Source organism: Pradoshia sp. Z5_111, assembly GCF_058267535.1.
Window position 1 is genome coordinate 497,117 of sequence record NZ_JBZCPQ010000003.1, and the last position, 13,787, is coordinate 510,903.

The 13,787-nt window shown below is 35.8% G+C and carries 13 protein-coding genes, 2 pseudogenes and 1 riboswitch; of the genes and pseudogenes, 5 read left to right on the forward strand and 10 right to left on the reverse strand.

The features are described from left to right. Positions 1-9: 9 nt before the first annotated feature. Both AC4D4A_RS09450 and AC4D4A_RS09455 read right to left on the reverse strand, forming a co-directional pair. Positions 10-654, reverse strand: coding sequence for an NAD(P)-dependent oxidoreductase (locus tag AC4D4A_RS09450; protein WP_490995658.1), 645 nt, complete (start codon positions 652-654; stop codon positions 10-12). A 220-nt stretch (positions 655-874) separates the two neighbouring features. Beyond that, positions 875-1,735 carry an SDR family oxidoreductase gene (locus AC4D4A_RS09455; protein WP_490995659.1) on the reverse strand — a complete coding sequence of 287 codons (861 nt, stop codon included), beginning with the start codon at positions 1,733-1,735 and terminating at the stop codon, positions 875-877. 183 nt (positions 1,736-1,918) lie between these two features. Here AC4D4A_RS09455 and AC4D4A_RS09460 point away from each other — a divergent pair, with 183 nt between their 5' ends. Next, complete coding sequence (locus AC4D4A_RS09460) at positions 1,919-2,473, forward strand: TetR/AcrR family transcriptional regulator (protein WP_490995660.1); 555 nt, start codon at positions 1,919-1,921, stop codon at positions 2,471-2,473. 251 nt (positions 2,474-2,724) lie between these two features. Here AC4D4A_RS09460 and AC4D4A_RS09465 read toward each other — a convergent pair whose 3' ends face one another. Together AC4D4A_RS09465 and AC4D4A_RS09470 are read right to left on the reverse strand one after the other, a co-directional pair. After that, positions 2,725-2,925 carry a cold-shock protein gene (locus AC4D4A_RS09465; RefSeq protein ID WP_066102150.1) on the reverse strand — a complete coding sequence of 67 codons (201 nt, stop codon included), beginning with the start codon at positions 2,923-2,925 and terminating at the stop codon, positions 2,725-2,727. 449 nt (positions 2,926-3,374) lie between these two features. Next, positions 3,375-4,361, reverse strand: coding sequence for a DNA/RNA non-specific endonuclease (locus AC4D4A_RS09470; RefSeq protein WP_490995661.1), 987 nt, complete (start codon positions 4,359-4,361; stop codon positions 3,375-3,377). Positions 4,362-4,863: 502 nt separating this feature from the next. On the opposite strand from AC4D4A_RS09470, the gene AC4D4A_RS09475 reads away from it, so the two are divergent. Beyond that, on the forward strand, positions 4,864-5,391 hold the full coding sequence (locus AC4D4A_RS09475; RefSeq protein WP_490995662.1) for a hypothetical protein: 528 nt from the start codon (positions 4,864-4,866) through the stop codon (positions 5,389-5,391). Positions 5,392-5,626: 235 nt separating this feature from the next. Next, the gene (locus AC4D4A_RS09480; RefSeq protein WP_490995663.1) at positions 5,627-6,115 is read left to right on the forward strand and encodes a hypothetical protein; all 489 of its coding nucleotides are present in this window, start codon (positions 5,627-5,629) and stop codon (positions 6,113-6,115) included. 241 nt (positions 6,116-6,356) lie between these two features. Here the strand turns inward: AC4D4A_RS09480 and AC4D4A_RS09485 are convergent, their stop codons facing one another. Next, positions 6,357-6,569 (reverse strand): hypothetical protein, encoded by a 213-nt coding sequence (locus AC4D4A_RS09485; RefSeq protein WP_490995664.1) that lies wholly within the window; start codon positions 6,567-6,569, stop codon positions 6,357-6,359. A 573-nt stretch (positions 6,570-7,142) separates the two neighbouring features. On the opposite strand from AC4D4A_RS09485, the gene AC4D4A_RS09490 reads away from it, so the two are divergent. Further along, positions 7,143-7,868 (forward strand): CBS domain-containing protein, encoded by a 726-nt coding sequence (locus AC4D4A_RS09490; protein WP_490995665.1) that lies wholly within the window; start codon positions 7,143-7,145, stop codon positions 7,866-7,868. A 371-nt stretch (positions 7,869-8,239) separates the two neighbouring features. Here AC4D4A_RS09490 and AC4D4A_RS09495 read toward each other — a convergent pair whose 3' ends face one another. Next, positions 8,240-8,536 carry a hypothetical protein gene (locus AC4D4A_RS09495; protein ID WP_490995666.1) on the reverse strand — a complete coding sequence of 99 codons (297 nt, stop codon included), beginning with the start codon at positions 8,534-8,536 and terminating at the stop codon, positions 8,240-8,242. Further along, positions 8,508-8,621 (reverse strand): annotated as a pseudogene (locus tag AC4D4A_RS09500) (SpoVR family protein); the annotation flags it as partial. The pseudogene AC4D4A_RS09500 and the gene AC4D4A_RS09495, both read right to left, overlap by 29 nt. Positions 8,622-9,189: 568 nt before the next feature. Continuing rightward, positions 9,190-9,290, forward strand: a riboswitch (purine riboswitch). Between the two features lie 141 nt (positions 9,291-9,431). Here AC4D4A_RS09500 and AC4D4A_RS09505 point away from each other — a divergent pair. Beyond that, positions 9,432-10,727, forward strand: a complete 1,296-nt coding sequence (locus AC4D4A_RS09505) for an NCS2 family permease (protein ID WP_490995667.1) — start codon at positions 9,432-9,434, stop codon at positions 10,725-10,727. A 142-nt stretch (positions 10,728-10,869) separates the two neighbouring features. Here the strand turns inward: AC4D4A_RS09505 and AC4D4A_RS09510 are convergent. From AC4D4A_RS09510 to AC4D4A_RS09520, 3 genes and pseudogenes are all read right to left on the reverse strand, one after another. Beyond that, positions 10,870-11,502 (reverse strand): annotated as a pseudogene (locus AC4D4A_RS09510) (SpoVR family protein); the annotation flags it as partial. 126 nt (positions 11,503-11,628) lie between these two features. Next, positions 11,629-12,030 carry a CDI toxin immunity protein gene (locus tag AC4D4A_RS09515; RefSeq protein ID WP_490995668.1) on the reverse strand — a complete coding sequence of 134 codons (402 nt, stop codon included), beginning with the start codon at positions 12,028-12,030 and terminating at the stop codon, positions 11,629-11,631. 627 nt (positions 12,031-12,657) lie between these two features. Beyond that, positions 12,658-13,128: a CarD family transcriptional regulator gene (locus tag AC4D4A_RS09520; RefSeq protein ID WP_490995669.1), complete on the reverse strand. Its 471-nt coding sequence runs from the start codon at positions 13,126-13,128 to the stop codon at positions 12,658-12,660. Positions 13,129-13,787 lie beyond the last annotated feature (659 nt).

Consider the following 13,787-nt stretch of genomic DNA (forward strand, 5'->3'; position numbering starts at 1 on the left):
CCATCCCCCCTATTTGTTGAATACAATCGGCATTTTGCCAATCCATTCATTTTTACTGATCGCGTCGTATATGCAATGTGCGATATTTTTGCGTGAAACGCTCATTTTTGCTTTTGTATCTCCAAATGAAATGGCATAACCATTACCGTCCGTTCTTACATTTGGATTAATGATTCTGACGACTGTCCAATCAACTTTACTTGCCTTCACCAACTGCTCAATACCTTTCATTTCTAGATATCCAGGAGGGAAAAACAACTTCGGCATAAGCGCAGGTATAATCGTTGCGATTTGTTTTTTGTCTTCCTTGGAACTTACAGATGGTGTTGCAAGAGTAATGAAACGTTTCACACCTTGTGTTTCCATAACGTTTAAAATTGTTTCATGTGCATCACAAATCGGTAATTCTTTTACTTTTCGTCCACCATTCAGTTTAGGACCAAGTGTACTCACGACTGCATCTTGCCCTTTAATCGCTTCTGTTACGACCTTTTCATCAGTTAAGCTACCTACGATCGTTGTCAAATTGGCATGCGATACGTTTAACGCACCTTCCCGGCGAACGAATGCTTTAACCTTATCTCCATTTTGCAGGGCAATATTGATAAATTGTTGACCAATCTGTCCATTGGCTCCAAAAACAGTAATATTCATTTAATAACCTCCGACACCTTTTGTTTATGCAACACTTGTTGTAAATCAATAATAATACGAATATACACACCGAACAACCAACAAACCGATAGGAAAATCGTATATACAACATTTCAGCCTAAATGTTGAAAAAGTAGGAGGTTATCGAACAATGATAAGATTCAATTGCTTTAGAGAGAAAAAACGCCTCCGTAAACAATCGTTTACAGAGGCGTTTTAGTTAACTCAATAGTTGTTGCAATGCTTCTTTAACAGATGTTGGTTTACGTCCAAGGAGCATTTCTAAATCTGAATGAGGGTTCTCTAATCCGCCTTCACGAATACCTTGTTGAATCATCGTAGTCATTGCTACTGCTTCTTCTGGTAAATTCGCTTCTTTTAACATGTTGCCGTACGTAGCATCATCCACATTCATTACCTGAATTTCTTTACCTGTAACTTCATTTACAGCATGAACAAATTGACCTTGCGTTAAGTTTTCACCTGCTAATTCATACGCTTTATTTTCGTGTCCTTCACCTGCAAGTACATTTGCTGTTGCTTCTGCTAAATCTGGACGGTAAACCCATCCTACTTTACCTTCACCTGCGGCGGTAACCCAAGGGGCACCATTTAAGCTTTGCTGAATACTGCCTAATTCATTTTCAACGTACCAGTTATTACGTACAAATACGTATGGAATACCTGATTCTTTAATAATGTTTTCACGGACACGATGAATTCCTGCTAAGACAAACTCACTCACGTCTGCACGCGGAGCACTAGAATAAACCATTTGTGCAACGCCAGCTTCTTTGGCTGCTTCTACCGCATTATTTTGTTGGCGAGCTGAAGTTTCTGGATCACTGAATGTCGAAATGATAAATACACGATCGACACCTTGGAAAGCCTCTACTAATGTTTCTTTTCTATCAAAATCAGTTTCACGTATTTCAATACCCTGGGCAGCGAAATAATTTCCTTTTTCTGATTCTGTTTCACGCATACCTGCAATAATATCTGAAGTTGGAACCTTCTTCATTAAATGTTCCACAATTTTTGATCCTAAATGTCCTGATGCACCCGTTACTAAAATGTTCATACTATCTTCCTCCTATTGAATCATTTATCCTAGTCCAACTCGTTTGTTGGCACTTTTCGGATAAACAACACTTGTTGTATAATTAATTCTATATTTCATCAATAAAATGTACAATCAACAATACAAGCAAAACATCGTATATACGACATTTCGTTAAATATGACGAAAAAATAGGAGGATATTATGGAGAAAAAGTTAGATCCTCGATTCCTAAGAACACGTAAATTAATTATGGAATCATTTATGGAGTTAGTAATTGAGAAGGATTTCAAGGATATTACAATAAAAGACATTACGCAACGAGCAACTGTTAATCGCGCAACGTTTTATTATCACTTCTTTGATAAATATGACTTATTGGAAACAGTCATCAGTGAAGATGTGTTGCAGGGGATATTAAAAGATGTAACTTCGCACGAAGCATTAACACCAGAAGTTTTAAATGACATATTCTTTAGTTTATTATCCTTTCAAAGTGGGTTGGCCAATCAATGTGCACGTAGTTATGAAGCATTTACACCCAAAATTGAAACTATCGTAAAAGAAGAACTCGCAAGGGTATTTAAAGATTTATTAAAGAAAAAGTACCCCTCTTGGTCAAATGAAAAAGCAGACTTGCTTAGTATTATGATTAGTTGGAGCCTATATGGGATGTCAACTAAATATGTAAAAAGTGGAGACCATCCATCTGAAGAAGTGATGAAGGAAACTTTTGTTACCTTATTAAATGTTTATTGAAGGATTTTTAAGAAAGCTAGCAGTTATTGTATTCGTAAAAAGTAATAGAAAAATACTCTCTTTGCAAGTAAGCAAGTTTAAATTAGGGATTATTCAAGCACTGTGCTATACTTAGCCTACCATTTGCTATACAGTTTCATTCTTTTGTTGTCTAAGCTCTATTCATTTCTTGAATAGGGCTTTTTTATTGCCCAAATTGAATAAAAAACAAAAAAAGACCCTGCATATGCAGGATCTTTCATTAGCTCTTATTAAGCTTTTTGAACGTTTGTAGCTTGTGGGCCACGTTGTCCTTGTTCTACTTCAAACGTTACGCTTTGACCTTCGTCTAAAGATTTGAAACCTTCGCTTTGGATAGCTGAGAAATGTACGAATACGTCTTCTCCGCCTTCACGTTCGATAAATCCAAAACCTTTTTCTGCATTAAACCATTTCACTTTACCTTGTTCCATAATATGTTGCCTCCTAGTGTGGATTTCCACACAATGTGTTACTATCCTTGCTCAAATACCTTAGACGAAAATCAAAATCGCTTCTCAATCTGAAACCGAACAAAAATAATTCTTCTTAAGAATAACAGGTAATTCCAATAATAGCAATTGATACGCCTCACCTTTCATAATAGGATGTTTATTCGTGCGTAATAGTAGCAGAACCATCACCACAACCTATCGTCATATAGTAGCATCCTCTAATACCTCGTTCACATTCCCTATCCTCATCCTCTAAAAAAGACATCAAATATAAAGCACAGCTCAAATACCATCCGTTTTCCTAACAAAAATAGCTAATGATTGAGTAAACCTATTAATAAAAAATAAGCTTGGGATATCCCAAGCTTATAGATCTTTAACGAAGAACTATTCTCTCGTTCATCTAGTTTGTCTCAGAGTTAAAAGTGTTACTCCCCTACCATTCCATCATTATCGTTATCGCGCATATAAGGATATAACCAATGGTCACTCGTTATGGGCATACTGAAACCTGCATCTTTTGCTTCTTTAATTGTCACTTGTCCATTACCATTCACATCAACACTAGAAATATCACCTTTCGTGTTTGAACTAGTTGAACTAGTTGAATCAGAAGGCTTACTTTCTGTTAAACCGAGCGATGCGTTTACTTCATCAGGGTTTACATTGTCAAATTTATCCACAATCTCGTTACCCCTTATAGTATAGGAATACTGGTAATGGGAAGGGACCTGTGTTTTCGTATTCGGATAGGTGATAATTGCTTCGAAATTAGTAGCTCCACCCGCACGACGAATCGCATCTTCCATATAAGCTTGGTCACCATGTCGGTTGAGTGTACTATCCTGCGGGGTAATATTATAAGCATTCGATACCCCGCCGAGAGAATCAGCGATGATATGTCCTTCATCTAAATTATCACTCTCGACACCAGGAACTTTCGCCTCATCAGAGTAGTATCTCCCAGATGATGTTACAGGTTCGCTACGATCATCTTGCAGAATAATTTCGTCAGCAATGACCCGCACTAATTGCCCGTATTCATTCGTAAATGCCCAATATTCACGATCCCCAAAGCCAATGTCAACGACAACGTTAGCTTCACGATATCCAGACAAATCGCCACCATCAACTTCAATCCGTTTGTATCCTGAGAACCGTTCATCCTTTGATTGGGTTTTTGTTTCCTCTATTACTGATTCATCAACTACTTGTTCCTCTACTGCTGGTTCATCACTAACCGTAGGGGTAGTTTCTTCTTTTTCTTCTTTTTGGCTATTTTCTTCTGTATTAACTGTGGTTACTTTTTGTGATTCTGTTTCTACATCTGTAATAGATGTATCATCAGCGTTCGAACAACCCACCAATAAGATAATCATTAAAAGTGAGATTATATAGTTTATTTTCTTTTTCATTCTAGGACTCCCCTATAATTAACGTTAATAACATGTAAGTATATTTTATCATATAATATTATTCTATTTTTACTTTCGTTTTCATTTGCCTTTCATTTCCACGATTTTTGATTTAGAATGCGCTGCATATAAATTAAATGAAAAAAATAAATCATAACAAAAAAGCTCGCAGACTTTTATGCGAAATATTGTACGTTTTGGCTCAATATTTACTAGTATGTGGCTCACAAATAAACCCAACAAGAAAAGTCCAATTAACAAAATGTTCTTATATATCCCTTCCTCTTGAATGGCATTTTTAAGATTGCGGTTTTATTTCCCAAATTTCTCCATTAAAATAATTATAAAGCCCGCTTGAAATAAAGCAATATAAAAACAACTGCCTTAAAATTAGATACTTATATTAAATAATATTCTTCATTAATAACAAATTTACGGTAAGGTTATTCCGAAATACCAGTTGAATTAAAGTTATGTGGATTATAAGAGGAGGATGAGCAGTATGAACAGTTGGCGAACGGCTAAAGGATTTGGGTTGGTTCTGTTCTTTCTCTTAGGGAGCCTGTCCTTCCCCACTATGGGAGAGGCTTTGAGCTGCGCGGAACCTGAACGTGCGGAAAAAACTTTCAAGAACGCCGATTTCGTATTTAAAGGGATGGTAAATGAGCGAAAAGGAGATAGTTACATTATCCAAGTGGACACGGTCTATAAAGGGGACCTGAAACCTAGGGCTGAAGTGAAAGACATGATTGGGGATTGGTTACAAGAAACCCTCAAAGAAGGCAGAGTCTACCTTATCTACGGACATAAAAAAGGATTGCACATCGAGGTTGATCCGTGCGGTCGAACAGATGAATGGTTGAAGCTGACAACGGATGTGGAAAAGTTTCCGAACGGGGCACTTGCAGATTATGAAGCAGGTGACTTTTTAGAATATACCCGAAGCCGCGATCAAAGAATTGCTGGTACCATTGCAGGATTACTTCTCTTGTCAAACGTGTGGATTTGGCGAAGGAAACGACTGCAATAGCCGGTTTTTATTTGCTCAATTCTCCTGTAGTGAAATCTTTAGATAAAACATTTCCATTCTCCCTTCATCTAAGGATCTCCTTGCTTAATTAATATAGCCACAATCTCACCAAGATGAAGAAAATATTAAATGTGAAGAAATATCCTCTAAGCGGACTAACTTCCTTAATGACCAAACAGGGCAGTAGAGTTTAATATGATGTGAATTTTGGCATTAACTATGCAGGGGGAAATGTATGATGAACAAATGGTTGAAATGTTTTATCGGAATCTTATTAATTTTCACCGTTTCAGGATGTTTTGCGGAGGATTATGATGTAGGGCTTCCGAGCGCTCGTTTAGAAGTAGGCGAGATGGAGGGCCTCCTAGCATACCCGTTAACCGAAGCCAATGTCAGTTGGAGCTCGTCGAGTGGCGAGGTAAAGAACATTGTGTTAAATATTGAAGAATTCGGTCCTAAACAGAATAAAATATTTGCATATCCCACCCAGGAGGCCAGAATTGACATTATCGAAAATGAGGAAAATAACGGAAGCAGTGGGGCCAGCTGGCCAGACTCTATTGCAGTCACATTGTGGGAAAACGGGAAAGATACCGATCTCGATGTGAATGAAAATGGGGAATTCACCTTCCCTGATACCGAAGGAACCTTCGTAATGGAAGTTATTACAAGAAATTCATCAAACAAGGCTCAGTATGTCGGATATGTCGAAATAAAAAAATAGATACGGAAACCAATAAAAAATCGTATCTTTTCCAATAGATAATTCATTCAATAAATTTCGAAGTATTTACTTAACAATAAAAAGGAAGCCAATCCCTGATTGGCTTCTACTTTAACACACATACTTCTCCCATCATTTAAAACCAGTGGATTCAGTTCTCCTTTAACATTTAATACAATAACGTTTCGTTAATGATTGGAAGATAGATTGGTGGCACTAAGAGTACAAAGAACACCAGAAATTACTCTCCTTGTCTTGAAACGTCATCGTTATTTTCGTTATTATCGTAATTTTCCTGACGAACTGGAACCAGGTCACGCATCACCCAATGAGTGACAAATACGGTGATAAGCGCATCGAAGTATGGCTGAGTCGTCCCCATAACAGAAGTGAGACATCCAAAGAAGCAAATGCTAATCAGAATAACTAACCCGCCGTAAGCTAAGGGATTCATAAAATTCCCACCTTTTCGTTTCTTCCTCCATTAGTCATTACAAACTATGACAAACATAGAAAACCATATTAATGCAATACTACCCTTCTCTACTTCAACTATCCTTAGATTTTTCTAATCATAGTATATGTATATTCATTTGTGATACTTGAAATAACACTACCCATGGAAAAAGGAAGCTACATCCTTTTTATCTAATACTAAGCCTTCTCTTTGTTAATTTCACTAATCCTGACCATTCTTGTATCAGCGCTGTAATATTTAATAATGCAACAACATTCATTAAATTAATGTTGTAGAGTGAGGGTCCGTACGACACTTCCATTGGCGGAATATATCCCCAGTTTCATTGATTGAACAAGAGAGAATATAAAAATATTGAATCTAACCTTTTCAAAAAAATAGATTAAAAGGAGGTTATAGAAATCAGAACTTTATGATGGAAGGCTTCTAGTCAAACTAATGCACATTCGGCATCGATTCTGTTCAATGTTGGTATCTATGACTTGTTGATGCTAATGATTGGAAACGGCAGGAGCAACAGACATATTCAAATAAACTGGGGGTATACACATGAATAATGCAGATAGGTTTTTAGCAGCTTACAACAGAATACATAATTATATGAAAGATAAAGACCCTAAATATCAAAACGACAAAGGATTCGCAGATTTCAAAACCTTACTACGAAAAAGCACCAATCCAGTCATCAAAAATATGCGTAATAACTCGCGCTTATTGAAATTCCATGAGTTGCGCAATGTCCTGGTCCATGAAAAAGGCAATAATGGATTAGAATATATTGCGACTCCGCACTCCAGCATAGTGGAAGAAATCGAGAAGTTTGCTGAAGAATTGGAAAGTCCTCGTTCGGCAGAATCAATCTGCACGAAAGAAATGGCGATCATTCATTCTGCGGACAACATTAAAACAGCTTTGGACTTGATGAAAAACGAAGGCAAAGGCGAATATTCACAAATTCCTATTTATGATGAGAACCGCTTCGTAGCGCTTTTGACAGACGGCGGCATCTCTCGTTGGATAGCGCACGCTTTCAATGATGACGGCCTGTTGATGGAAAATATGAGCGTCCAAGAAGTTATTCAATACGAAAATCCAAGAAATGTTGCTTTTGTTGGTAGACACGACAGTGTATTTAAGGTTAAAGAGATTTTCGAAAACCGTATATCCAACAATCAATTGAATCTTCAAGCTATTATTGTCACTGAACACGGTAAACCCCATGAAAAAGCTTTGGGTATCATCACGGCTTGGGATATTGTCGGCATCGAGATGTAATATAGGCTTTATTAAACAATTGCCTTATCGGAACAGTCTGGATAAGTTATTGACACCAGCGTTTTCTCCGAGAGCTTCATTTTACGAGCTTTTAAAACCTAAAAAGAAGAACTCAGAGATATTAATCATTGAGTTCTTCTTTAAAAAAAAAAGGAGAATTCTATAAAAGTTTCAACTTTGAAGATGTTGCAACGAATTACATTTCCTGAGATAGTTCTCACCATATTCTTTAATCGAATTAACAGAAATAATTTATCACTTATTCAAATCATTTTACAATTCAAATAACATTAAAAGGGATATGTATACGTTTTTGTGTATGCGTAAGTAAATAAAAACACTGCTAAAAAAAGCGATGTTTTTTCCTAAACTCATTTGAAAGTTTCTTTTAAAGCCGTTTCATAGTCAGCCGCCTGGTCAGGGGTTAAACTTTTAGATAATCGAAGAAGAACGTTATTCTCCACATACGAATATTCCGTCAGAAGTCCGCCCATTTCTTTCGTTACAGTTTCAATATATTCTTTACGTTTCTCAGCATCTTCATTAGTTTCGAACATTTCTATACTTCCACCGTTATCCACTCCAAATGACTCCCGAATGGATTGTTTTACTTCCGCTTCGTTGGATCCTTCCTCCACCGGTTCTTGACGGCTGCACCACTCCTGCATTTAGTTTTGCAAATTCAATGGATTCTCCGCTTGTTAAATCAAGTTCACGAAGGATGCGCTGATGCCAATAGCTCGCCCAGCCTTCTTTCTGCTAAGAATCTTCATTAATGGCGCTATTCATAAACAGTATTGCTAAAAAAGAGGATACTTTTTAAGCTTCGTTATTCCGTTAACGCCCCCAATAGAAAAGAACTTACACCACTTATGTTAGCTTTATGAATTACCACAATAATTTATTGTTGAAAGGAAGAATTAATTGTTGTAGTAAAGAGGGTCATTTGTAGTATCAAAAGAGGATAGATAAAACAAATATCATAATAGTTTTGAGTATGTGGTTTATCAATATTATTAATCAACATGGTTTTTGTTATGAAAGCAATAGCAGTGATTATGTCTATTAAAGTCGATAGTCCATTATCATATAGGAAAACAGGGATTATTGGACAAAAAAGTATATCATTTTCAACGCAGTGTTAATACGCTCGAATGCCACGAATACAAATAAAAGATACGCTATCCTAAAAACACAACCAATCTTCACTGAATTTTTTATGATTCTAGTATACTTGTAATTTTTTATTTTTGAATGTTTTTATATCGATAAGATAAAGGTATTGAAATTTTATTGACTATTTAAAATAGTATTGATATAGTTTTTAAAAAAAGATATACCTTGTATAAATTCAAGAATACGGCTTGAAAGTTTCTACCAGCTACCGATAAATAGCTGACTACAAGGAATGGGAAAATAATATATATTTATTCCATTTTGTAGAAAAACTTTGGCCAAATTGTGGTTAAAGTTTTTTATATTTTTAGGGAAAAAATTATTGATAAAATGGTAGTTATACTTATTTCCGTTCAATCTTTGAACTAGTAATTAGGAGCTTACAACATGAAAAACTTTTTTAAATTTGCAGAACGGGGTACTTCCTATAAAACGGAAACACTCGCAGGGATTACGACCTTCTTATCGATTGCCTATATTTTAATCGTCAATCCAATTATCCTAAGTCAATCGGGAATGGATCAAGGGGCTGTATTCACGGCAACTGCGCTTACTGCCATCATCGGCACAGTGCTGATGGGCTTACTGGCGAACTTCCCAATCGCCATTGCACCGAGTATGGGATTAAACTCATTTTTTACGTTCTCAGTATGTATCGGGATGGGTATTGATTGGCAAGTTACCTTAACAGGCGTTTTCGTTGCCAGCATCATTTTTATGCTATTAAGTTTATTTAAAATTCGAGAGAAGATTATTAATATTATTCCAATCGATTTAAAATATGCTATCGCTTCGGGTATTGGGTTCTTCATCACATTTGTCGGATTAAAAAATGGTGGCATTGTAGTCGGCAACCCAGATACATTTGTGTCGATTGGTGATTTAACATCGCCGATGACACTACTAGCCGTTCTAGGTCTTATTATTACGATCATTATGTTAGTACGTGGCATCAATGGCGGCATTTTCTACGGCATGGTGATTACAACAATTGTTGGTATGACTTTCGGATTAATCGATGTACCTGTATCGATTGTTGGCAGTATCCCAAGCATTGAACCAACATTTGGCGTTGTGTTTGGTCATTTAGATGAGATTTTCACACCAGAAATCCTAACAGTTATTTTCACGTTCTTAATTGTCGCGTTCTTTGATACAGCAGGTGCATTAATTGGACTAACAAGTCAAGCAGGCATGATGAAAGACAATAAGATTCCGAATATCGGTAAAGGCTTACTTGCCGATTCGGCTGCGGGTGTAATTGGTGCTATTTTAGGTACATCAACACCTGCAACAAGCGTTGAATCTTCTGCTGGTATTGCTGTCGGCGGAAAAACAGGCTTTACATCTGTCGTAACTGCCGCTTGTTTTGTCGTTGCGTTATTCTTCTCACCACTTGTTAACGTTATTTCAGTGGAAGTGACATCAGCTGCATTAATAATTGTAGGAGCACTAATGGCTATGGAAATCCGTCGAATCAATTGGACGAAGTTAGAGATTGTGATTCCATCATTTTTAACAATTATTATGATGCCGCTAACTTCTAGTGTGGTTATCGGGATTGGGTTAGGTTTTATTCTTTATCCAATTTGTTTAGTCGCACAAAAGCGTGCTAAAGAAGTACATCCAATTATGTATGTGCTTTGTCTGTTATTTCTTTTATACTTTGCGTTTATCATATAGGAACGAGCATTCGAGATGAAGGAAACTTTTATTACGTTATTAAATATTTAATGTTCATATACTTCAACCCTCTTAATTGAACTTTGCTATGATACCGAATAACCAACAAGAAGCCAATCCCCGATTGGCTTCTTCTTATCACTCACACATACTTCCTACTCACACTCTTCCCATCATAACTAAACAAAATCTCCTTACCTTCCGACACCGTTTCAATATGAACCGTACGCCCCCATAAATAATGCATATGCGGCAAAACTTTCTCCAAGTATTTCACATCCAGCTCAATATCTTCATACCAATGTTTCAGATAAAGCTCCCCATTTTTCAAATAGTCACCATCGTTTACCGTAATGTATGGAAATCCTCCATTGACCCGCATACCAACAAGCTGATCACGTACTTCTTTCCATCCCTTATCCACGATTTTATAATCGCGGCCTTTTTTCTGGAACAAATACATATCTTCGCGCATGACTAAATCCTTTGTGAGGTAATTGCGGAGGAAGGAAATGTCCGATTCAATCTCCCGTACCTCAAACATTTTTTCACGGCCTGAATTTGGTTTAACCCCGTGCCTTATCATTTCTTCATCAGGATTGTTATATCGCTCTTCAATATCCTCAAACATCTTAATGCCCAAATAATACGGATTAATACCTGTTCGTGACGGCTGCACCACACCCGCATACAATTTCGCAAATTCAATCGATTCCCCGCTTGTTAAATCAAGTCCGCGGAGGATGCGTTGGTGCCAATAGCTTGCCCAGCCTTCCTTCTCCTAAGGATCTTCATTAATGAAGCTATTCATAAGCAGTATTGCTAAAAAAGAGGATACTTTTAAGGTTTGATATTCCGTTAACGCCCCCATTTGTTAAATAAGGATAAAGTCTTTGTTGACCTAAATCCACCCCAAATTAACCGTATCATCATGAAAGAATTCAATAACATATTTCTGTGTAAGACAATAAATATATAAATCATTTCCTAACCAAACAATATCCTCAATATTACTTATTAATTCTCCAGTCAATTTAGTTTTTACACATGGATAACTATCGTATCCCCAAAAGATATATATAGGAATTGAAGTATCAAATCCTTTACAAATGAGAAAGTATGGAATGCTCTTTATTTCTTGGTCATTTACTTCAACTCGGTTAACAATAGGCTTTTCCCAGTCAATTCTGATCCAAAAAGCAATCGGGAAATTTTCAGAGAAATCTTCTACAATTGAATGACTGTTATTAGAACCTAGAATTTCAAATACTTCCGTATTCACAAACTTGGTTTTTTCATACATTATTTAATATTATTAGTTATCCTTTAATCTGTTCCACAATAGTATTAAAATCCTTCTTGTACGCGTTGCCCTTCAAAGGATATAAACCCTCACTAGTGATTTTTACTATTGTTATGTAAATAAAATAAAAAACGGTTTCCTGGTCTGGAATCCATTTTTGTAGTTGACCATATGGTGTTACCGATTCGTTTCTCTCTTTTACGTAAAGAAGATAAACAATTACTATTCACTGTCTCAGATGATATAAAAAATTCTTAAAGATAGAGGTGAGATTGATTGTTTTTTTCTTCTAGAAATAATGACTTAAATAATATATTGTATACCTAAAACAATGAAAGCCCTACCTCTCTTTCATCCTTACGGCTCCTTGTCCGTGCCAGTGTGAATCAGGATTGCAAAAATCAAGTGACTATTTTATCGAGTTATTTGATGAAACTTCAAACGTTCATAAAAGAAATTTAAATAATAAAAATGGATTAGATTGTAGAGATTACAAAAGAGGTTAATGCTCTAAAGGTGAGTTGGAGAAGTTGAATGTCTCTGAAAAGATTTATTTTTAATAATAAACATATTTCCAAAAAATCAGGATATTTTTGAAGGAAATGTAATCAATTTCTTAAATTAACCTTAACAGAAACTTTTTATTTGATTTTCAGTAATACCTTTAATTAATCCCAGTTCACTAATCAAAAATTCATGTGCGTTATCTAACATTTTTTTTTCGCTTGTATTGAGTGCTTTTTCTTTCTTCATACGCATTAAATCACGTACAACTTCAGTACATTCTTGTATTTTACCTGTTTTTATTTTGTCCGTGTTCACTTTATACCTTTGTTTCCACGGCAGTAATCTATCTGATTCTCCATGATGAAAGATGTTTATGATGTGTTTTAATGCAATTATGTCAGTAACAGGGCGTATACTTGAGCTCTTACCAGTAGGAATCATGACTTGCATATTACCGATTAACATTTTTATGACATAATACTGTTGTTTTTCCTCTGATATTTCCTTTTCTTCTATGGCTCTAATTATACCTACTCCATGCATTGGATAAACAATGTTATCGCCAATTTGAAACAAATAATCCACCTCCATATATGGTAACCTTCTTAACCTTACCATATATATTATTTTTTAGCAAATATTTAATAATATCATAAATTATTTTTTGTTGTCAACTACTTTTTTTCTTAAAGATCAGAAAAAGCACAAACAATAGGAATCGTATCGGATTACCAATAAGGGAAGGTTGATTTTCCCGCGTATATCCTGAAACCTCTACTAACCTTAATATTATTATTCTTTATAAAACCTTGTTCAATTTGATATATGACGCTTGTCACCCCAAGGAAAAAGGCTATAAGGCCATAAAAAAAATAAACACTCGAATCATCTGATTTCCCTTGCAACTTATACGACAGTGAAATTATTAGTAAGATACCAAATGAGATAGACCCTCTATATAATCCCTTTAAAAACAACTGCAACATAAAATCCTCTTTCCTGGTATTTCCTATTATTAATTATATACGACGGATACTAGTTTGAAGTTTCAGAAAATTTTTCATTCCGCTAACCTACCCCGTTTTTACAATAAGAAATTCAACACAAAAAGGCATTAATCCTTCTTTGAACTGCCCCGTAAAAGTTAGACATCAATCTAACTTTTACGGGGTGTTTTTTATGGCTAATTTTAATTCAGAAGAAAAATTAAAAATTGTATTAAGGTATTTAGAAGGGACTGAAAGTATAAA